Consider the following 22122-nt stretch of genomic DNA (forward strand, 5'->3'; position numbering starts at 1 on the left):
ATTACACAATATTTCTACTGAAACCCTTGCCTAGCAAGGAGTCTTTATGTAATTAATTTTGTGTGGTTACTTAAGTAACCAACTCATCTAAATTCCAATATTTTTTATTCTTTAACCACTCGATTACTTCAGTATTTTGTCGAGCTGTTAAATACCCTTTTGACCCTTTATGTCCTAGTTTGATTCCGGCGATGCCTTTGGTTTTAAATTGTTTTTTCCAATAACCAATAAAAAATTTACTTACACCTAATATTTTGCTGATTTCATGGTAGATATTACCTGAAAGCGCCATCCTTACAGCTATTGCTCGTTTTAGTTCTCTTGCATCGATATCGCTTTTAATGAAATCTTCTAATTGGGCTATTTCTTTTTCGATATCTTTTTCTTGCAGTTGTAAGTTATTCATTTTTTTATGGTCACAATCAAGTATTGCATATAATTGTATCATAGTCTTGATAATGATTTAGGATTGCTATAGTCAATGAAAAGATTGCCAAAAGCATAAATGACAATATTCAAAGAGAATTTTCTAGGAGAGTATTGCAAGCAAATTCAGCAGAGATGAAATTTCATACAATAGTCATTGATACAGCTAATTTTTATATTGAACAATTATCTAAGGAGTTTGATGATGTACCAAAAATGTATACAATTCCCCAAGCCGACTGGGCTAAATATTTAGAAGGTATCAATTTTAGGCTACAAAATGAACGAGGAGATGAAGTATCTTTAGTAAGATTTGTAGGTGCTGCTGGAACTGCTAAAATTACGGCTACAATTGCTGCTAAAGCAGGTAGTAAAGCTGTAGCTGCTCTTTCTGCCAAACTAGGAAGTATGATTGAGCCTACCCTTGCCATAGGTTTAATCGCTTGGGATTATTGGGATTATACTCAAGGAGTTAAAGAAGACAAGCCCCGTTTGCGTGAAGATTTAGTCAACTCTTTACATGACATTAAAAAATCTATTTTGAGCGAGCCAGAACATAGTGTAATGTGGGTTGTAACTGAATTAGAGGAAAAAATTAAAAACAATGTTTTGCAGGCGAAATTTCCGGCTTAAAAGTTTAGAAGTGATATGCTTTCTATCTAGATAGCAGTTTTACGCTGCGTCAGGCAAAATAAATCTCCAATTGGAGAAGAGGACTTGCCATGACGCACTGTTATCTCCACATTTAACTAGCGAGGCCCAGCTTCAATAGCAGAATTAGCTATTTGAACAAGCGTTTCCTCTCGCCCATTCTTCATGGTTACTCGGTACAAAACGCCTTGATACTGCCATTCAACTAAGGCCGTGCAGTAAGCACCGCAGCCATTGTAAAAAACTCCTTGTGTTCTGCCAGCTAATTGAATAGTTTTGAATTCACTCCTAAATCCTCTAGGCGGTGCTTGGGCTGGTTCTCCACCTCTTTCTGCTGAGATACTCCCGATATAGCAAGCCGTACTGTTGCAATTAGGTATGTGGCCCATTTCAACACTATAGCCATTTGTTTCTACTCGGTTTTTCAAGTAAATTTTTTGTGAGAATGGAAGCTGACTTGGGAGAAAAATTGGTACTCTCGTCTTACCTTCAATCTGCGATACAATTTCACGAACTGGAAAAGAAATACTCGATCGCGAATTACCATTTTCAGAATTAGCAGACTGAGGGCGAAACCCTTGCACAAAATTCGTCCAGCGCTGAATTTTATTACCAGTAATATCTAAAATAGGAATAGAACGAGTCCTCGATATTGGCCGCCCAGCCTCCCCCTGAGAATATTCGATCGCAGTACGCTCTGGTTTCCCTAAACCATAAGTATTAGCAATATCGCTAGCTAACTGACAGTTGATTCTGAATTGCCCCATATCAATTTTACCATTTCCGGCGCGGTAATACCAAGTTCTACCGCCAGCGTTGGGTATCTCCTGACAGTCCAAATATGTCACCTCAAACATCTTAGCAATATGTACGTCATAGAGGCGCAATTGACCCCCATAAGCAGATTTTGTGGTATTGGTTTCTGACACCGTAAGGGTATAAGTTCCTTCCGCGTGTTGCAATCTCATGGGAACTTGTGTTTGAGCGATCGCCCCTGGTATACCCTGAATTTGGGTTACTGCTCCCCAACTCAAAGTAACAAACCCCAAACTTGTTAGTAATAATTGTTTTGTAACTTTCATTTGTCCCTTAAAAGGTAGAGGATATTTACAGCCTATCTTCAATATAATTTAAAGCCACGTTAATTTGTTCCTCTGTAAGCTCAAACAATCCTCGGATAAACTTAGGCCGATATTGAGCCGTCACATAGTCCATGATGTCGTAGATAGTGATGCGCGTACCTGCGATCGTCAGTCCTCTTTCTGTACGGATGATAGCTGTTTGTTCGTTGGATATAGTTGTCATCTTGATAGCCTCCTAGAAGTTATCTTTATATTACTAGCTGATTCCTCGAAAGTGGATTTTATGATATACTAACTATTAGCAGACAGAGGGCGAAACCCTTGCACAAAATTCGTCTACCGCTGAATTTTATTACCAGTAATATCTAAAATTGGAAGAGAACGAGTCCTGGATATTGACCGCCCAGCCTCCCCCTCAGAATATTCGATCGCACTACGCTCTGGTTTGCCTAAACCATAAGTATTAGCAATATCGCTAGCCAACTGACAGTTTATTCTGAATTGCCCCATATCAATTTTACCCTTTCCGGCGCGGTAATACCAATTTCTACCGCCAGCGTTGGGTATCTATTGATAGTCTGAATATGTCACCTCAAACATCTGGGCAATATGCAGGTCATAGAGCCACAATTGACCCCCATAAGCAGATTTTGTGGTATTGGTTTCTGACACCGTAAGGGTATAAGTTCCTCCGCTCAAGTTCAAGATATCTTCAAGGGAAATACTCAAGACTGGTCGAAAGTCGGCGGCCCGGCGGGCCCGATTAAAGTGATAAATCGACCGGAATTTAGCGGCACTCACCCAACGTTTAAAGAACAAGTGCTCTCTGGCGCTAATTTTGGCACGGGGCCGAATATCACTAAGATCGACGAGATGCAACAACTCCCCTGCTGCAAGCTTTAGGCAACAACGGCATTGGCTATGCGACTTTCGCTCAAGTAGTCAATCAGAGAACGGTGCGCGTTGTTCCCGTCAACGGTGCGACGACGGATGCGGGTAACTATCCTTACAAGCGGCAGTTGTACACGCCTACAAAAATCCTCCTAGCCAAGCAGTTAAGGATTTCTTGGGCTACGCCACTTCTTCGGAAGGACACAAAGCCATGCTGGCAGGAAATTGAGCCTTTGCACACAAAAGTCCGACATTGAGTGAAATAGTCCGCCAGACTTCAGTCTGGCGCTACACAAGCTTGCCCCCGCGCAGGCAGACTTCTTCTTTAACCCACGTAGGTGGGTTTTGTGTGTGTAGGCGCGGTTTCCAGCCGCAGCCAACCCTACAAACCTCAAAATACTATTCATTTGTCATTGCTGAACTGATAGGCTAATATTCGATGTAATTTAAAATTTAAGGTTTTTCTGTGAGCAAAAGTCGCGAACCCGTCGAAAGTTTACTTCTCTACTATTTATTCAAATGGTCAATTGTCAGCCCGATGCTGCACCTGTACTTTCGGGGCCGTATCTATGGTGCAGAAAATGTTCCGACAGAAGGGCCGGTGGTAGTAGTCAGCAATCACGCCAGCGATTTTGACCCGCCGATTTTGTCAAATTGCATGAGGCGGCCAGTCGCATTTATGGCAAAGGAAGAGTTATTTAAAGTTCCTATTTTGAAGCAGGCAATTACGCTTTATGGCGCTTATCCAGTCAAGCGAGAAAGTGCCGATCGCAGTGCAATTCGATCGGGTATCAACTCTTTGGAAAATGGATGGGCGACGGGTGTATTTTTGCAGGGAACTCGCACCCCAGACGGCAGAATTACTGAACCGAAATTAGGGGCAGCGCTGATAGCTGCTAAGGCAAAAGCGCCGCTGTTACCTGTTAGTTTGTGGGGAACTCACGCGATTTCGTCGAAAGGTTCGGGAATGCCGCGTCCGGTGCCGCTGACGGTGCGAATTGGCAAGCTAATTGAAGCGCCCGGTTCCTCGGATCGCGAGGAGTTGCAAGCGTTGACTCAAAGATGTGCAATCGAGATTAATGCCATGCACGATTTGGGTCGCTGATTTGCTTGGAGGATGTTTTGTATAACTTACGAAGAAACCTGGTTTGATAGATAAAAAACATCGTTACAGGTTTGTAGTGAGAACGCAGACAGACTCCTCGTTACAAACCTATTTTATTGCGGTTGTACGATGCCTCTGACATAAGCGACAGCTAAAGGGGAAATTTTTTCTGTAACTGCTGCGATAACTTGGCGCTCAAAGTCAGTCCAAACTCTGGGGCGATCGAACATACAAGGCTGCAAAACCCCCCACAATAAGCCGTCAGCACAAAGGTGAGCGTGAATCAAAGCTCGATGCCCGAACTCTTTTGCCTCAAAATTTTTGTTGACAACTTCAGGATTCGCTGTTTCAACATCCTCAACAAAAATAGACGGTTGAGTTCGCAAAGCTGCTGCAAACAAAGGGTCTTCTTCCCCTAAAGATTCTGGTTCTTTTTTCCATTCTGCGTCCCAAACCTCTGGAATGTTCGAGTTGTGACGCCAGCAGTAAGGTACTCTGCCCGTTTGCGTTTCAGGATTGCGGAGGTAGAGAAAGACCCGATCGCAATTTAACACCTCGCCTAAAGCCGGCACCAAAGCCGAAAAAACAGCATCCGGCGTTTTGCTCTCACTCAAAATTTGCTCTAGAACTTGTGGCAGAATTTGGTCGCTCATTAACTTTAGCTATTGAAGTTCATCTACTGATTTTAAACTACTCGTTCTATTCTCTTCTGTTAGGCATTGGTCATCAGCGTCTTCCCGGTGTCTTAAATCGCTATAGAAGACAAGTTTTAAAACCAGAGGGAATGGGAAAAAATTTAAAACTTGCTCAATGCTTTCCTTTGTTTATTCAATTCTGGCTTGGCTGAAGTTAGCACCCGTATAACCGGTTGTCAGCCAAAGAATAGCCCTAGCGCCGTCACGAACAGCTTTTTGCACCGGTTCGGGGGTTCGCCCAGACGGAACTGCCACAGGCTTAAAGCTAATGCCTCGACTGCCGAGTACGATTTCGCCGATAATCTGAGCTCGCCGCATATGATCGTCAGAAGTGATCAGATACACGCTCTCAATCCCTCTAGCTTTCAATTCATCTACCAGGGTGGTAAAATTTGTTACCGTATCCACCGCTCTGTAGTCTAAGTGCAGGCGATCGGACTCAATTCCCGCTTCTGAAAAGACCCATTCCGCGAACTCAGGATTGCTGCCAGACGACACCCAAATCGGCAATTCAGGATGATCCCGAGCAAAGTTGGCGGCAAACACCTCTCGCTCCGTAGCTCCACCTAGAACTAACAAAGCTTGGGGTCTCTGAAATTCGCTCTTAACCTGCTGATAGCCCAACCAACAGGCCATCAAAAGCCCTACTAGGAACCAAAAACTGCGTGAAGTCTTCAAAGGCTTGTAACGCTGCGTGTTTGAATTGATTTTTAACCACATCTAAACCTATAAAAATTTTATGTAACTCACAAAGGAACCATAACAAAAAATACCGCACGTATAGCCCACTAACAGGAATTAAAAATTAAAAATTAAAAAAGGGTCGGGGGATCATAGGATTTTAGATTTTAGATTTTAGATTTTAGATTGACTCTACGCTTATGTTGGGGGCTTAAACGGGGGATTTTAGATTTTAGATTTCAGATGCACTCTAGAGAGAGAGGTTCTGCGTAAGTCCTCGTCTTCCAGCAAGTATTCGTCTGTGGGCGAATTCGTTAGCGGATATGCAAAAAAGAGGGGCCAAACTTAAGCTTTCCCCTCCTGATTTTAATTTTTCTTGATTTTTAACGGGACTGGCCGGGTTCGAACCGGCGACCTAGCGCTTCAGATTTGTGTGAGTTTCCCCACTCTCTGGACTATACCTTCACCATATGCTTGCAGCTTTTAGGTGGTGACCGTCTAGTCTCTAAACCTTCCTGATTTCAATATAGGCGATTGTTTAATCGCCTTGAACTCAGGCTTGGCTTGGTATTGCCTTAGAGTCATAGGAACCCACGAACTCTTTAGGTTTCACCAAATTTGACCACATTCACTCCTAGAGTTTCCTCGCAGGGTGCCCGATTCTTCAGGAGGCGCTTGCTCTATCCATCTGAGCCACAGCCCCAGTTGCTAAACCGTTTTGATTATAGCAGTTAATGTCGATTTTGAATTTTTTATTTTGGATGATTAGCGATCGCCAGTTGCCAGTTTCGCAGCGATGCGGGCCAAGTTTTCTGCTGCGGTGAGTTTACCAGCACCGTAACAGGCGCGCTGTCTCCATGCGGTAACGGGGAGATGTCCGGGGGGAGCATCTTCGTTGAAGGAGAGCTCGCTGTAATATTTCCAATTTTCCTTGACTCGCCAGCCGACTCGATCGCAAAATTCAGTATAATTTGCCTCGGTACTTTCCCAAATCTGCTGCTGCACGCTCAACCCGAACCGCCCGCTGCTGTATTGTTGCCAAAGTTGGTCGATCGTGCGAAGGTCTGTAGGAGGAAAACTGTCAATATCGGCTGCACTCAGCCAGCCTTCGTCTTCCCTGACAGCGATTTGCAGCAAGATTTCCCAAGTGTGTTCATCAGCTTTGCGCCATTTTCCAGTTTCTAATAGCTTTGTCAGTTGTCGATAGTCCATCCCCACTTCCGAGATAGCCGGAGTTGACTCAGTTATGGCGCCGATTTTGTCTTCTAGTCGCAGTAGAGTGCTGACAATCAATTCGGGATTTAGTTGTTCGAGGCGGTACAGAACCCATTCTAACTGAGATTGAAGGTATGTGCGGGCGATCGCACCTTGCTGCAATTCCCCATGCAACTCATCAAATTTAGCTGACCAATTTTGTTGAGTGCGGGCCAATTCCCACATTTGTTTTGCCCACTGCAATCTAACTTGTTCTTTTTTTAAATAAGTTTTGGAAGGCTTAGCACGTTGCGGGTAGGGACTCAAATCCCAGCCGCAAATCGAGCAAAACTCTGCTTTTTCTTCTATGTATTCAGCGCCGCACACTGGACAGTTAGACATATTGCCATAAATTCGGTTGCCAAGTAATTATCTGACATAGGGTAAATTAACCATAATTCGATTAGGTACACACTTTGCAACCTACAATTACAGTTTATCTGTACTAATGTTCGCTTTTCGCACCCCAAAGTTAGAGTTAATTAACCGCTCTAACAAGGCAAGCGAATAGTAAACAAACTGCCTTTGCCCAACTCTGATTTTACCTCGATCGTGCCTCGGTGAGCTTCGACAATTTGCCTACAGAGGTGTAGTCCCAAACCTGTACTGGACTTCTTATGAGTTCCCGAGCTAAACCTTTCAAATAACTTTGCTTGTTCGGTGGGAGAAATGCCGGCACCGGTGTCTTTGATGTCTATGATTACCCATGCCAGCGGTTGGTTTTTGAAGCTAGTATAAGCAGGGGAATTAGCAGCTTTTAAGCTGACCTCTATTGAGCCGTTGTCGGTGAATTTAATTGCATTTCCGATTAAATTTGTCATCAAGCGGTGCAGTTCCAGACGATCGCCCGGATACTTTGCAATCGGTGCACTTTCTGCACTTTCTGTCAAGTCTAAATTTACCGACAAACCTTTAGCATCCGCTAGGGGAGCTAGTTCTTCAGCTACCTCAGTAATAAGCTGGCGCAAGTCCACGGCAGCGAAACTTAGGGATTTGCGGCCTGCTTCGTAGCGGTATACTTCCAGCAGCATATTTACCATCGCGATCAGGTTTTTGTTGCTGCGAACCATCGTCCCGAAAGCGTCGCGCATGGGAAGGGAAATTTCTCCCAAAGCTCCCTGCTGCATTAAAGTTAGCATTCGATCGGCTGCTACGAGGGGCGTCCGCAAGTCGTGAGCGAGTCGGGAGACAAAATCTTCGCGCTGGAGGGCGATCGAATTGCGCTCATCTACGCTGTGTTTAAGCCGCAGGAGCGATCGTACCCTCGCCAGCAGTTCATCCATTTCGACTGGTTTGCGGATGAAATCGTCTGCTCCCATGTCCAATCCCTGCACTACGCTCGCACTGTCGTGAGCAGTGATCAGCAAAATAGGCATAAAGGGCAATTCCTTATTTTCTCGGATGCGTTTAGTGACTTCGTAACCATCCATTCCCGGCATCATCACGTCTAGCAGTACCAAATCCGGGGCTGACTTGTCAATTTGACTCAAGGCAGAAAAGCCGTTTTCGGCCGTGCTAATTTCGTAACCTTCTTCTTCGAGGATTGTTTGAACCAACAAAACATTATCTGGTGCGTCGTCTACCACCAGAATGCGATCAGCTTTTGTGGCATTCGGAACAGATAAATAACTCATTTAATTGTTAGCCTGGAAATAAATTCTAAACTTTAATATGGCATCCGATTTATGATTTCACATTTTTACACTTGTTAACTCTGTCATAAGGAATATCTCACAACTTTATCAAATCTTTTTACTTTTGAGCACTCGGATGTAATATAATCTACTACTTGGTTGTCATCGTATGCACACCGTCCCAATCGTCCGGCGGGGATACTTCCAAATAGCTCAGGGATCGGTCGAGGTGAACTTCCACAGGTCGATCGCTGGGTCGCATTGCTAAAGCTGCTTCAAAATAACTAATAGCTTTCTGAAAATTTCTAGCAATATAAGCATCCCTACCGTTACTGTAAAGTTCCAAAAACCGAAGGGTTTCCCCATCAATGGGTTCAGAACTATTTTGCAGCAACTCGTAAATACCCACTGGCTGATTTTGGCCCTTAACCCGCACCTTGTCTAACTCTCGCACCCAAATCCCTTCGCGGCACAAACTGTATGTAAATTCGCTCAAAATTATATCGCAACCGTACTCCTTCGTAAGCTGTTCCAATCGCGCACTCAAATTCACCGCATCGCCGATTACCGTGTAATCCATTCGCTTTTGAGAACCAATATTTCCCGAAACCACCTCTCCGGAACTAATCCCAATTCCGAAGCGAAACGGATCTGCACCGGGCCGAGAATCATTAAACTCTTTCAAGCGCCGGCGCATATCTAAAGCCGACTGAACCGCCATCCAACCGTGACTTTCCGGGGGATTCAGCGGCAGCGGCGCGCCGAAAACCGCCATTAAAGCATCGCCGATAAACTTGTCTAAAGTGCCTTCGTAGTGGAAAACGGCCTCCACCATCGTCTCAAAATATTCGTTCAGCAGGGATACCACCTGGGACGCTCCCAGATTTTCGGTCAGCGTGGTGTAGCCGCGAATGTCGGAAAATAAAATAGTCACTTCTTTGCGTTCGCCCACCATCAGGGCGCCTTCACCCAAGGCCATCACTTTATCTACGACTCCAGGAGTCAGGTAGCGGTACATCGTATTTTTCATCCGCTTTTCGCGGCTGATATCTTCGAGTACCACTAAACCGCCGCGCACGCCGCCCTCTGGATTGATCAGCGGGTTGACAGTCAAATTTAAACTACGTTCAATTACTTTAATTCGAGAGGCGGGGATGGGCAGCGGACAATAAGGGTGATACAGGGCAGAATTTCGCAGCGCAAATAGAGATTGGGCATTAGCTAATTCTGCCAGCGCTACTTCCTCAGTCCACGCGCGGTTTTCGCCCCAAGCGTAATATAAATTAGGGTCAGTTCGATCGGGCACGGCCAAAATATAACTTTCTTCTTCTGGTTGTTCTTCTTTTTGTTGGGAATTTAGCGTTTTTTCTACCAACAGTCCCACAGTTAAACTTTGTTCTGGAACGTAATGTCGGGCAGCATTTTTGAGACTGTCTTCTAGTCGAAATTGCAAATTGTCGATCGGCACAACTTCCCAAACATAGCGATTCACCAGTTTATCTTCCCAAATCTGGGGATTGTGTTTGCTTTTAGCTTGATTTACCGGACAGCCCAACAATTCTAGGGCTGCTTCATTGATAGTCACAACTCGCCCCTTCAAATCCGTGGAAATCACTGCATCAGAAAGACTTTGCAGCATATCTTTTTGATACTGCTTTTCCACCATCACGTTCTGAAACAGTTGAGAATTTTGCAACGCCATTCCCGCTTGGGAATTAAACGCTCGCAAAAACTCTTCGTCGGAAGGGGTGAAAGTACCTTGGTTTTTATTAATTAGCTGAGTTACCCCGATCAGCTCACCTTTAGCGTTATGCACCGGCATACACAAGACAGTCCGAGTGCGGTATCCCGTTTGCTGGTCTGTAGAGGGGTCAAAGCGGGGATCGTCGTAAGCATCTGTAATATTTAGAGGTTGACCAGTCGAAGCCACGTAGCCAGCAATTCCCCTATTCGCCGGAAGGCGGACTTCCATCATCGTTGTGCCGTCAGCCTTAGCTAATTTTGTCCAAAGTTCGTTGGTTTCCCGATTTAACAAAAATAGCGTGCTGCGATCGGCTTGCATCAAGTCGCGAGCTTGATCCATCACAGAGCGCAAAGTTGTTTCCAAGTCAAGACTTTGACCCAAAGTCGTGGTGGCTCTCAACAGTGCGGCAACCCCTCGCTGGTTGCGGGCGACAACGTAGAAAGACTGACAGCTTTCGAGAATAATCCCGATCGAATCTGCAAAAGCCTGGAACTGTTGTTCGTCTTCCTCGCTAAAGGAGACTTTGCCAGCTTTATTTAACAGTCTGACCACCGCTACGGGTTCCTCTTGGCTCTTGCTGCTAAAAATTGGCATACAGAGCATGGTCTCGATCTGGTAGCCCGGTGGTTCGTCTACTTCGGTATTAAAATACTCGTGCGATCGAGCTTCGGCGACATTGATCGATTTTCCGGTTGTTGCTACGTAGCCTAAAATGCCTGCATCCATAGGCAAGCGCACTTCTACATCCTCGCCCGTAAGTGGATCGAGTGTTTTGTGCCACAGTTGATTTTTGTTGGAGTCAACCAAAAAAATTGTTGTCCGGTCTGCTTGCAAAATTTGACCAATTTTGACAGTGAAGGCATCTAAAAGTTGTTCTAAGAGACTTTCGAGTGCTTCATTGTTAATCAGGTCCATCGCCCGGATAAATTGCTGAAATTCAGCCGTGATAAAGTCCAGCAGGCACACTAATTCAGGAACTGGCAGGCTCTTAACACGGGAGGTCAATGCCCCCATAAAATTGACTTGAGTCAGTGTAGCCAGAACGCTACCAGTATTGGAGAAGGTCATGATTAACTGCTTGCTCAGAGGGGTAGACTGACCGCAGGTCGATCTGCGCGAGATTCGGCGGCGGTGCAAACTCTTGAATTTGTTTGCCAGCGCATCGGCACTCGCTTGTCGCTTTGATGAATCGTGAGTTCAAAAGTGGCGTACGCAACTTCAGTTTGCTTGTTATGTATGTTTGATCGATCTTTTTTACAACCTCGATACTGATGAGGGTTCGTCACTTCAAGCTGAACTTGAGTTCGCAAAACTGCTAGCCTGAAAATTAGGTGACAGGCTTTAGTTTGATCGAGAGTGCAATGTGGATTTGACGCTCTGTGCTCGGCCCCAGCGCGCGGTGTGACTGTTTTAGCGCACTCGGCGACTGTATCCGGTCAGGTAAAGGGCGCTATGAAAGCAGCGCGCAAGGCATTCCTACAGAGCTTACTCATAGTTTAATGGTAAACGCAACAGCAGGATAGGGACGGTAATTTATGCAGCAAAAAAGTTCGATCGGTCTTTGAAAACATCCCTCTTCAATACCAACTGACGATCGAACAGCGAAGCTAAGCTGGCGGTGATGTTTAAAGGTGCTACCGATCCTGACATTTAGGCCGCTCTGGGCACAGACTGGGCAAACACCACTGATTGATAGTAGCGCTGCAGTTGTGCGGCGGCGGCTGCCCAACCCCAGCGTTCGGCTTCTCGGCGAGCGTTATGGCGCAGGGTTTCCCGTTCTTCGGGATTCGCAAACAGACGCTTAGTGGCTGCGAGTGCTCCTTCTTCGTCGGCTGGGTCAAATAAATATCCGTTAACACCGTCGGTGACGATATCGGGAATTCCGCCACTGCGCGCCGCCACTACGGGCGTCCCTGCAGCCATTGCTTCTAGGAGCACTAAGCCCAGGGTTTCGGTGCGGGAGGGAAAAATGAAGGCGTCGGCAGATGCGTAAGCTCTTGCGAGTTCTTGCCCCTTGAGGTAGCCGACAAAATTGGTGGGTGTGCCGGCAAAATATTGTTCAAGGGTTTGCCGATGCGGGCCGTCTCCCACTAAGGCGAGGCGGGCATCGGGAATTGCTGCGAGGACTGGTTTGATGCGTTCGATTTCTTTTTCTGCACCGAGGCGGCCGACGTACAGCAGCAGGGGACTGTCTGGGTTATTTTCAGAAAGGCGCGATCGCATTTCTCGACTTGCCAATTCCGGGACAAACATTTCAGTATCTACGCCCCGCTGCCATAAATCTACCCGATCGATCCCGTGGTTTCTGAGTTCTTCCACCATTGCTGTAGAAGTACACAGATTCAATTCTGCTTGGTTGTGAGCACCTTTGAGCAATTCCCACAATAAAGGTTCGAGGACTCCAAAACCGTAATGGTGCAAATATTTCGGCAAATGCGTGTGGTAAGAAGCCAAAATCGGAATGTTGAACTTTTTCCCGTAATATATACCGCCCAATCCCAAAATAGCGGGATTGACAACATGAATAATATCCGGTTTAAACTGCTCTAATTGGCGACCGACAGCGGGAGAAGGAAGTGCCATTTTCAATTCCGGGTACATCGGCAAAGGCAAGCCCTCCACACCGTAAACTCGGGCGCCTTTGTATTCTTTAATCCCGTAATCTGGAGAAAATATCAGAACTTGTTCGCCCGATCGCTGCAAGTGATCTACAGTGTGAATCAGGCGCGTCACAATGCCGTCTATTTTCGGCAAAAATGTTTCAGTGAAAAGAGCAATTTTCATAGTAAGTTACTTAGGGAGCCGATAATCCTAGCCTCTGGAAGATGTCGGGGTCGATGACAGGATACACTGTCTCACAAGGAGTCAGTAATTGCGTGCTATCGCCTCCGTTATATTGACGCTGTTGCTGCACGAATTGGGAAATATCCTCAATTTTAACAATCCATTCTCGCGCGTAACTAGCTAAAACATTGCCGCGCAAACCGAGTTGAATTGCCCGCCGATCCATTTTCGATCCATTTGGGTGATGATCCGGGTCCCATTGCAGCCGTACCGCCGAATTTTTAACAGCTTGTTGCCATTCTTGTTCGCTTCCATATACTGCTGCAACGAAATTAGAATGGACAGCCGATGCTAAAATTTCGTCCCACGCCGAGCGCTTTAGCCAAATAGCAAGAATTACTTCTTGTCCGGGTTTTGTTCCCCATTCCGATCGATACATCATCCATAGAAAATTGGGCTTAATCCAACTCATACGATTCAGCCTGAATTCCCCACCGAAATAACCATTTTTCGCTGCAAAATGACCGATCGCCGGACGGTAGGCTTGGTACACTACCACCGTATTTTCATCAAATTGTGCCAGAATGTGACGACCGCTTTTCGGCCATTTACTTGCCTGGTTTAAGTAGGGTTCTGTTAGTAGCTTCACCACAACTAATTACTCTCGTGATGTTTCTGGGGGCAACATACAAACTCCGTGAATTCCTATCCCTACAATTATCCCGCCTAAAAGCAATCCCACACCTTCGGCAAAGCAATTAATTCTGTGAATTTCCTGTGCTGTTCTGGCAATTAATATTTCTGTTCCAGAGGCAGATGGGGCTTCGCTGTGGAATTTTTTAATTAACCGCAGAGGACACAGAGGACACAGAGCAAAAGAGAAAAAAGAGAGATCATCTTAATATACAGCAAACTCCATTCAGAACTTGCGAACCCTTCTGCTCTCTTCCCTTATTTTCTCTTACTTCGCGCCCTTCGCGCCTTCGCGGTTCGTTAAACAGCTCTTTCCCCCCAGGTAGAGGCCAGAACTTACTTCCAAGAAACCTTCGGCAAAATCTGGTTTTTATCGACACGGTGCTGATATTTTGTAGCAAAATTCAGCAGAGAATCGAGCAGGGAATCTGAGAGATAGTGCGGTTGCAAACCGAGGTCTAGCAAATTGGTGTTTTTGGCATTGAAATAATGTTCTTCTTTCTCGACTCTGGGATTTTCGATGTTGTTGATTTCTACTTTTAATCCCATTGCCATGCCTGCTTTTTGCACCAAGGAGGCTAAATCGCCGACGCTGAATTGTTCGGTGAATTGGTTGAAGACGCGGAATTGTCCGGCTTCGGCGGGGTTGGCGATCGCCAATTCCACGCACCGCACGGTATCCCGAATGTCTAAGAAGCTGCGGGTTTGTCCGCCAGTGCCGTAAACCGTCAAAGGATGACCGATCGCAGCTTGGATGCAAAATCTGTTCAAAGCTGTACCGAATACTCCGTCGTAGTCCAAACGGTTGATCAACAGTTCATCCATGCCGGTTTCATCTGTGAGGACGCCGTAGACTACGCCCTGATTTAAGTCGGTGGCTCTTAAACCCCAGATTTTGCAAGCAAAATGGATGTTGTGGGAGTCGTGGACTTTTGACAGGTGGTAGAAACTGCCTGGTTGTTTGGGATAGGGTAGTGTATCCTTGCGGCCGTTGTGTTCGATCGTAATGTAGCCTTCTTCAATGTCAATATTCGGCGTGCCGTATTCGCCCATTGTCCCCAATTTCACTAGGTGACAATCGGGGAAGTCTTCGCGGATGGCGTACAGCAGGTTGAGTGTCCCGACGACGTTATTGACTTGGGTGAGGACTGCGTGTTCGCGATCGATCATTGAGAAAGGTGCCGAACGCTGTTCGCCGAAATGGACGATCGCCTCTGGTGCAAATTTTCTCATGCTTTTGCTGAGAAAATCGTAGTTGGTGATGTCACCGACGAACAAGTCGATCGACTTGCCCGTTAAATCTTGCCATCGCTGGAGTCGTTGCTGAATCGGTGCGATGGGAGTGAGGGTGTCGCTGCACAGTTCCAGATCCCAGTGCCGCCTCACGAAGCTGTCGAGGATGCCAACTTCGTAACCTTTGTTAGAAAGGTAGAGTGCGGTTGCCCAACCGCAATAGCCATCGCCACCAATAACCAGGACTTTCATAAATCAACGGTGAATCTTGCTTGCCAATACTGGGTTAATGTACCAGGTATTGGTGCATTCTGAACCTTTAATCAAGCGTGTTCGCCCAGGAAGGACTCTGTTTTTTTGGATTAAACCGGAATTTCGTCGGCGAAACTGGCCCGGCGGGTGAATTCAAAGGGGCCGGCCTGGGCTCCCCAGACGTGGGCGTCGGTTTCGGGGTCACGTCCGCGATCGTGGCTAATAAATTTGTCTTGGTCAATCTCGAATTCGCTGTCTAGATAGGTTTTTTTGCCCTTTCTGACCACCATGCAGCCTTTTCCTGGTTCAACAAACCCTTTGAAGCTGTTGCCCGTCCACTGCGTAATAAAGGTGCAGCCAGGAAGCAGTGTCAGTTGTGCTGTTTTGATTTCTTGCAGCCGTTGCGGGTCGCGGGAAGCGCCGTAGAATTGTTCTTCGTTTTCTATGGCATAATTTTCGATGTCAATTCGATCGCCCACCGCGACTAATTTCAAAACTCGGACTCGGTACGGTACATTCAGTTCAATATCGTAGGCTTGTTCTAGGTACAAGCTGAGTCCATCCAGAACTTCGACGGGCAAAGGTCTCATGCAGACGCGGATGTGGGCGAAGAAGGGCGGGTTTTCAAACGCTTGGGCTTGGTTGCTGAAGTCGGCGGCCATCCAGCGGCCGAGGGTGACGATATCGGTGGAATGAGTCATTTCGATTTTAGATTTGGGATTTTAGATTTTAGATTGAGGGAGTAGAAATTATTTTAGGGGAAATTCAGGTGCGATCGGGCTTTAGAGTCCTGACTTCTTTAAAAAGTCCGGGATTTGGGTATCCTGTTTTTTTCAGGTAGCCTTACTTATCGGGAAATCATGAAACTACAACCAGTCGAATCCAGCATGATAAAAGCTGTGGGTTATGATGAAACAACTTCTACTCTGGAGGTTGTGTTCAATAGTGGCAAAACTTATCTATATTTTGAAGTGCCGAATAATGTCTATTTAGAACTGATGGACTCTGATTCCAAAGGGAGTTATATGAGAGATTGTGTTATTGACTGCTATCCGTACCAACAGGTGAAGAAACGGCGGCGGTAAGTACGGTATTAATCTAGGCGTTTTGAATATCTAATCGTGATTTTTGCGATCGACGAACTCTCACCCAAATTTTTTGATTGTGGAGGTGAGAGGAACAATTGGAATTGCTGAATACTCACCCTTTGTTTACCACTCGGTGTCCCCAATGCGATCGTCCGTTTCCCAATTACCAATTCCCAATTACCAAAATCCCCCCGTCCATTTTTAATCCAATTCTAGTTTCATATTGTCATCAATATTTTAGTCTATCTCTGGCTCAATTTATACCAATTACTTGACAGGAATCTCTATTACAAAAATTGTCCCGCGGTTGACTGTCGAATCACAGGTTAATTTACCCCCATGTTTTTTGATAATAGCATAGCTTACAGATAAACCCAAACCTGTACCGCTACCCACAGGTTTAGTTGTAAAAAATGGCTCGAATATGCGTTTTTGAATATGGGTAGGAATCCCACTACCATTATCAGCTATCGCAACTCTTACCCACTCTTTTTCTATGACTTCAGTCTGAATCTTAATCCAAGGATTTTTATTGGTTTTACTAACTTGTTTGAGAGCATCCAAAGCATTACTAATAATACTGATAAATACCTGATTCATCTCACTCGCATAACAGGTGACATGAGGGAGGTTGCCATACTTTTTAATCACTTGTACCTTGGATTGATTATAACTTTCTTGGAAGCGGTTTTGTAAAATTAGTAAAGTGCTTTCAATTCCGGTGTGTAAATCTACCGCTTTCATGTCGGATTCATCTAAGCGCGAAAAATTACGTAAACTCAGGACAATTTGCTTTATCCGTTCGCTACCTGCTTTCATTGATTGCAGAATTTTACATAAATCTTCTCCGATGAATTCAAGCTCAATTTCCTCAACTTTTGCTTGAATTACTGAATTTTTTTCAGGATATTCTTGGTGATAAAGCTCCAGCAACATCAGCAAATCTTTAACATAATTTTCTGTAGGCTGAAGATTACTATGAATAAAAGTAATTGGATTGTTAATTTCGTGTGCTATCCCCGCTACGAGTTGACCGACGGCTGACATTTTTTCGCTCTGAATTAGTTGTGCTTGGGTTTGTTGTAAATTTTTCAATGTTTGCTCTAAATCAAAAGCTTTTTGGCTTAACTCTTCTGTTTTTCGCTCTACTTCCGCTTCCAAAGTTTGAGAGTAGTTCTCTACTTGTTGATACAAACGGGCGTTTTCAATGGATATAGCGGCTTGAGCACTAAGAATTTGAAGGGTTTCAATGCGATCGCTTGTAAACGCTCCCATTGTAAGATTATTTTCTAAATACAAAATCGCGATTAATTTTCCCTGCTTGCTAATCGGAATACATAAAGCTGATTTAGGCTGCTGGGTGATGATGTAGCGATCGCCTGCAAATTGAGTGGAAGCACTCAAGTTATCAAAAACCGCCGTTGTTTGACTTCTGGCTACAGAATAAATAAACTTTTGGGGTAATTCTTGACATTCAGCTAAAGGAATATGCCTCTTTTCTGTATGGTTGTGATCCGCTTTCGCCACTACTAACCATTTTCCCTCTTGATCGAGCACTAAAATTCCGGTTTGCGCTCCGGCATGGGCGATCGCAATTTGCATCAAAGTCGCTAATAGTTTCTCTAATTCAATTTCCTGTGAAATAGCTTGTGCTGCTTTCATCACCGCCGGAAAATCCAACCATAAATTCTGGCTGGTGCTGTTACTGGTGCTAGTCAAGCTTCTCATTAGCGTTGGAGAGATTGTTCCCTCAGATATGATAGCTCGTTTAGTTGGTTGGAGAATAGCTCCTAGCAGTTGGGGATAGTGTTTTTCTAAATAAGCAACTTTCGCCTTCGCGCCCCATCGAGTGTAACAGTAGTATGCTTCCTGCATATACCCAGCAGCAACTTTTTCTTTCCCCCAATTCAGATAAAATTTACCTGCTAGCTCATTAGCTAACGCTTCTTCTTGGATATATTGGTTTTCTTTTGCTCCGGCAATTGCGCGATCGTACAAATCTCCTGCTTCATAATTCTTGCCTAAAACTCGGCATTTTTCTGCTTCTACTAAGTTAACTTTATGTTGGTGATTCATCGGTGCATGGTGCGCCCATTCCGCCAGTGTAATTTGATGGGTTTCTACCTCCTCAAGAGTGTTAGCTTGCTCAATCTCTGACTGGGTAGAGTAAAATGTCAAGTAGGTTAAGCCGGCATAGAAATGGAAAACAGGAGTATGAACTTGTCCTCCTGTGGCGATCGAAGAGCGGTTAGCTTGGACAATGTAATCTAGGGCGTTAGTGAAGTTACCAAAAAGATAGGCCAGCATTAATTTGTAGGCATAAACAAAACCTAGCGCATTAACATCATTATCCTGATGGTACTTAGTAATCATCAAACCTTCATCGTATGCAGTGCCGTTTAATAAATCCGGTTGATTAATAATTGACCTCAAGTTCTGCACAGTTTGTTGTTGCATCTTTAGATAAGCCAGAGCAGAATATTGCTTCAGACTCGCTAAGACAAGACAGTAATTTTCGCTTTCTGGTTCCCAATCATCCAGCTCTAATCCAGCGAATAACTGAGCATAAAAATAATTTAATATGCTGTAGCCAGCATAGAGGAAATCACCGATTTCCATGCCAGCTATAAAAGCCTCTTTGGCCATTGGAATTGTAGCCCTTATTGCTTCTCGACGATGCTGAATAAAAGCAACAAACCACGCTAAGGTTACACACTTAAACTCACGTACATTAAACCGATCGAGTAAGCTCAGAGCTACTCGCCCAAAACTATACCCCCTTTCTACCTCTCCCAAAAAAGTAGACAGTACCATACCATAAGTTACATATCCCATGGTTGATGCGGGCGCATTTCCAAATTGAAGTGATAGGCTCACCATTGTGCAGCCAAGCACAGGCAGCAAGGCCGGACTTGCTTGCAGAATGGGCGCAAACAACATTGTTAATAGTTGAATTGATGCAATTGTCCGAGGCTCGCTCATTATAGGCAGGTGAATCAGTTCCTCCATCTGTTTGCCTTCGAGCTGCTTGGTAAGGGTTTGTAGCGCGGTGTTAGTAAAAGCTTCATCAGGTTCAGAGGGCAGTTCAATCCCCAATTGTGCTAGAGCGACTCTACCTACAGTGATCGCTTCTAATATCTGAGTCTTTGCTGTCAGTGCGTTAATTTGAATCTCAAATATTTTGACTTTATCTAGTATTGTTTTGGCCGATAGCAAAACCATATCTACCATTTTTTCCATATTATCAAAATCAGCATTTAAGTAGGCAGTTTCCGCCGCAGCTACATACAGATTGAGGGTTAATTCATACTGAGTTTGCCAACAGTCTGGGGTTAGCAATTCAATCCCTATTTGCACAAAACTTCTGGCGGCTGAATAGGCTGTAGAATTTCTGGCTTTCTGTCCGCCTGCTAAGTTAAGTCTGGCTAAAGCTTCTCGTTCTTCAGGTTGAGTAATTAACCCACTTCCTACATTTAAATGCCCGACAATCTCAAATAGATTTTCTTCCTTTTCTATCTCTGATAAGTTTTGTTGGAGCAGTTGACCAATTTTGAGATGAGTAGCCTGTTTTTGGTCTGAGGGAATCAGAGAATAGGCAGCTTGTTGAACCCGATCGTGCAAAAATCTGTATCTAGCATTTTGTTTATTAGCATTTTTATTTTCTAGGCTGAAGTTATTATTTCCTTCTACCTGATAAAACTTATAAACATTACTAATCGGTAAAATCAAACCCTCCTGCAATGCTCTCCATAACACAGTGGCTGTCTCTGTTTCCGATAGTTCTGAAACTATTGCCAAAGTATGCAAATCGAACTGCGCTCCAATACAAGCAGCCAACTTTAAGACATCCTGAGTTGGAATTGGTAATTTCTGCAATTGCCACGCCATGAATTCAACAACATCATCAGTAATTGCCAAGGCGTTGATTTGGGAAATATCGCACTGCCAATGCTGGATATCCCAATTAAAGGTAATTAACTTGTCATCGTGTAAAGCTTTGAGGAACTGAGTTGCAAAGAAAGGATTTCCCTTGGTTTTTTGATAGACTAATTTTGTCAAAGGCTGGGCAAGAGATAGTTCGCAATTTAGCGTATCTGCTACCAATTGATTAATATCCGATTCTCTTAACGGTGGTAATGTAATTGTATTTACCGTTGCCCCAGTTTTGAGCAGTTCATCTATGGTTAAGATAAATGGATGTACTGGTGACACTTCATTATCTCGATAAGCACCTAATATCAATAGATATCCTGTATCTTGTTGCCTCAATAATGAGAGCAAACTCAGTGATGCAGAATCAGCCCATTGCCAGTCATCTAAAAAGATCACTAAGGGATGTTCTTTACTGCTAAAGACTTTGACAAATTTTTGAAATAATAAATTAAAGCGATTTTGGGCTGCTGTTCCTGATAATTCTATGGCTGGTGGCTGTTTACCGATGATGTTTTCTAACTCAGGAATTACATCAATTAATACTTGCCCGTTTTCTCCCACTGCTGCGAGAATATTGGTTTTCCATGTTTGCAATTGCTCTTCTGATTCTGATAATAGTTGCCCTATTAAATCGCAAAAAGCTTGTACGAATGCTAAAAAGGGAATATTCCGTTGAAATTGGTCATATTTCCCTTTAATAAAATAGCCGCGTTGCCGGACAATGGGTTTATGCACTTCATTTACCACTGCGGTTTTCCCAATGCCAGAAAAACCCGCTACTAGCATCATTTCTGTTGTGCCATTGGCGACGCGATCGAAGGAATTTAATAGTTGATTGACTTCGGCTTCTCTTCCGTAGAGTTTTTCGGGAATTAGGAAGCGATCGCTAATATCTCGCTTTCCTATCTCAAAAGGTTCTATTGTGCCTGTAGTTTGTAGTTTAGCTAGACAGATTTCTAAATCGTGCTTAATTCCCAAGGCACTCTGATAACGATTTTCGGCATTTTTTGCGATCAGCTTACTGACAATTTCTGACAAAACTAGCGGAATTTCTGAATGAATTTGATGGATGGGTATTGGCTGTTTCGCGAGGTGACAATGTACCAATTCCATTGCATCTTCCGATCTAAATGGTAATGTTCCCGTCAATAACTTATAAAATGTCATTCCCAGAGAATAAAAGTCACTACGATAATCTATGCCTCGATTCATTCGACCAGTTTGTTCAGGAGAAAGATAGGCTAAGGTGCCTTCTAAATCATTAGTATTCTGAATCTCTTGGGTTTCTCTTGGTAGGAGAGAAGCAATACTAAAATCAATTAATTGGATTTTTTTTGTTGCGGTATCGATCAGAATATTAGCAGGTTTTATGTCTTTGTGGATGACTCGATTTTGGTATAAATAATGCAGAAAATCTGTTATTTGAATAGATATACTGAGAAATTCACCTAAAGGTAAATATTGATATGGGGGATTTTCATCCGTGGCTGTTTGGAGATAGTCAGATAGGGAAATTCCACCAAAGTCTTCCATGACTAAGGCATAGCCATTGCCATATAATTCTAGGGTTAAGGGTTTGACAATACTAGGAAAGTGGAGATTTTTTGCAATGGTATATTGGTTGCGGAATTGAACGAGTTCGTTAAAGTTAGGGTATTCATTTCGTAGTAATTTGATGACTACGGGTTGTTGGTCACTGGTACGGATGCCTCGATAGACAAGGGTGCGCGTACCTGTGTATAATTGCTCTGTGATTTGATAATCGGGTAAGTTGGCGATCTCATTCATAATTTGTTAAGCTAATCTTAAGTTATTTTGTATAGCTGTCCAAGTAGCAGGATTTACTTGTTTGGGATAATTTTCTAAAGAAGCTCGATCGTCGCTAATTACTTGTCAAATATTACTTGTCAAATATTACTTGTCAAATATTACTTGTCAAATATTACTTGTCAAATATTACTTGTCAAATATTACTT

General features: G+C 44.2%; 18 protein-coding genes. 4 read left to right on the top strand and 14 right to left on the bottom strand.

Going from position 1 to position 22122, the window contains the following annotated elements:
• Positions 1–70: 70 nt before the first annotated feature.
• Positions 71–406 (bottom strand): helix-turn-helix domain-containing protein, encoded by a 336-nt coding sequence (locus QUA83_RS19270; protein WP_333295163.1) that lies wholly within the window; start codon positions 404–406, stop codon positions 71–73.
• A gap of 134 nt (positions 407–540) precedes the next feature.
• Between QUA83_RS19270 and QUA83_RS19275 the strand changes: the two genes are divergently transcribed.
• Positions 541–1059: a hypothetical protein gene (locus QUA83_RS19275; RefSeq protein WP_333295164.1), complete on the top strand. Its 519-nt coding sequence runs from the start codon at positions 541–543 to the stop codon at positions 1057–1059.
• A gap of 116 nt (positions 1060–1175) precedes the next feature.
• On the opposite strand, the gene QUA83_RS19280 is transcribed toward QUA83_RS19275, so the two are convergent.
• The 3 genes from QUA83_RS19280 to QUA83_RS19290 all read right to left on the bottom strand — a co-directional run bounded on the left by QUA83_RS19280 (position 1176) and on the right by QUA83_RS19290 (position 2669).
• The gene (locus QUA83_RS19280; RefSeq protein ID WP_333295166.1) at positions 1176–2159 is read right to left on the bottom strand and encodes a hypothetical protein; all 984 of its coding nucleotides are present in this window, start codon (positions 2157–2159) and stop codon (positions 1176–1178) included.
• 25 nt (positions 2160–2184) lie between these two features.
• Complete coding sequence (locus tag QUA83_RS19285) at positions 2185–2382, bottom strand: DUF433 domain-containing protein (RefSeq protein ID WP_333295167.1); 198 nt, start codon at positions 2380–2382, stop codon at positions 2185–2187.
• Positions 2383–2495: 113 nt separating this feature from the next.
• Entirely contained in the window at positions 2496–2669 is a 174-nt protein-coding gene (locus tag QUA83_RS19290; RefSeq protein WP_333295168.1) for a hypothetical protein, read from the bottom strand.
• A 198-nt stretch (positions 2670–2867) separates the two neighbouring features.
• Here QUA83_RS19290 and QUA83_RS19295 point away from each other — a divergent pair, with 198 nt between their 5' ends.
• Complete coding sequence (locus QUA83_RS19295; RefSeq protein ID WP_333295202.1) at positions 2868–3062, top strand: hypothetical protein; 195 nt, start codon at positions 2868–2870, stop codon at positions 3060–3062.
• Positions 3063–3516: 454 nt separating this feature from the next.
• Positions 3517–4155 (top strand): lysophospholipid acyltransferase family protein, encoded by a 639-nt coding sequence (locus tag QUA83_RS19300; RefSeq protein ID WP_333295170.1) that lies wholly within the window; start codon positions 3517–3519, stop codon positions 4153–4155.
• A gap of 113 nt (positions 4156–4268) precedes the next feature.
• On the opposite strand, the gene QUA83_RS19305 is transcribed toward QUA83_RS19300, so the two are convergent.
• The 9 genes from QUA83_RS19305 to QUA83_RS19345 form a co-directional block, all read right to left on the bottom strand.
• Complete coding sequence (locus tag QUA83_RS19305) at positions 4269–4808, bottom strand: GAF domain-containing protein (RefSeq protein WP_333295171.1); 540 nt, start codon at positions 4806–4808, stop codon at positions 4269–4271.
• A gap of 171 nt (positions 4809–4979) precedes the next feature.
• A complete protein-coding gene (locus QUA83_RS19310) occupies positions 4980–5570 on the bottom strand; it encodes a YdcF family protein (RefSeq protein WP_333295172.1) in 591 nt (196 codons plus the stop codon).
• Between the two features lie 726 nt (positions 5571–6296).
• Positions 6297–7127, bottom strand: a complete 831-nt coding sequence (locus QUA83_RS19315; protein ID WP_333295174.1) for a GUN4 domain-containing protein — start codon at positions 7125–7127, stop codon at positions 6297–6299.
• 149 nt (positions 7128–7276) lie between these two features.
• Positions 7277–8419, bottom strand: a complete 1143-nt coding sequence (locus QUA83_RS19320; RefSeq protein WP_333295176.1) for a hybrid sensor histidine kinase/response regulator — start codon at positions 8417–8419, stop codon at positions 7277–7279.
• A 151-nt stretch (positions 8420–8570) separates the two neighbouring features.
• Complete coding sequence (locus QUA83_RS19325; protein WP_333295178.1) at positions 8571–11231, bottom strand: GAF domain-containing protein; 2661 nt, start codon at positions 11229–11231, stop codon at positions 8571–8573.
• Between the two features lie 582 nt (positions 11232–11813).
• Positions 11814–12947, bottom strand: coding sequence for a glycosyltransferase family 1 protein (locus QUA83_RS19330; RefSeq protein WP_333048207.1), 1134 nt, complete (start codon positions 12945–12947; stop codon positions 11814–11816).
• A gap of 10 nt (positions 12948–12957) precedes the next feature.
• Positions 12958–13596 carry a DUF4291 domain-containing protein gene (locus QUA83_RS19335; protein WP_333295179.1) on the bottom strand — a complete coding sequence of 213 codons (639 nt, stop codon included), beginning with the start codon at positions 13594–13596 and terminating at the stop codon, positions 12958–12960.
• Positions 13597–13976: 380 nt separating this feature from the next.
• Positions 13977–15125, bottom strand: a complete 1149-nt coding sequence (locus QUA83_RS19340) for an NAD-dependent epimerase/dehydratase family protein (RefSeq protein WP_015175194.1) — start codon at positions 15123–15125, stop codon at positions 13977–13979.
• Positions 15126–15235: 110 nt separating this feature from the next.
• On the bottom strand, positions 15236–15826 hold the full coding sequence (locus QUA83_RS19345) for a chromophore lyase CpcT/CpeT (protein WP_333295181.1): 591 nt from the start codon (positions 15824–15826) through the stop codon (positions 15236–15238).
• 159 nt (positions 15827–15985) lie between these two features.
• Here QUA83_RS19345 and QUA83_RS19350 point away from each other — a divergent pair, with 159 nt between their 5' ends.
• Complete coding sequence (locus tag QUA83_RS19350) at positions 15986–16210, top strand: KTSC domain-containing protein (protein WP_333295183.1); 225 nt, start codon at positions 15986–15988, stop codon at positions 16208–16210.
• A gap of 270 nt (positions 16211–16480) precedes the next feature.
• Here QUA83_RS19350 and QUA83_RS19355 read toward each other — a convergent pair whose 3' ends face one another.
• Complete coding sequence (locus tag QUA83_RS19355; protein WP_333295185.1) at positions 16481–21934, bottom strand: AAA family ATPase; 5454 nt, start codon at positions 21932–21934, stop codon at positions 16481–16483.
• Positions 21935–22122: the final 188 nt, after the last annotated feature.

The organism is Microcoleus sp. K1-B1 (assembly GCF_036704705.1).
Classification (GTDB): Bacteria; Cyanobacteriota; Cyanobacteriia; order Cyanobacteriales; family Microcoleaceae; genus Microcoleus.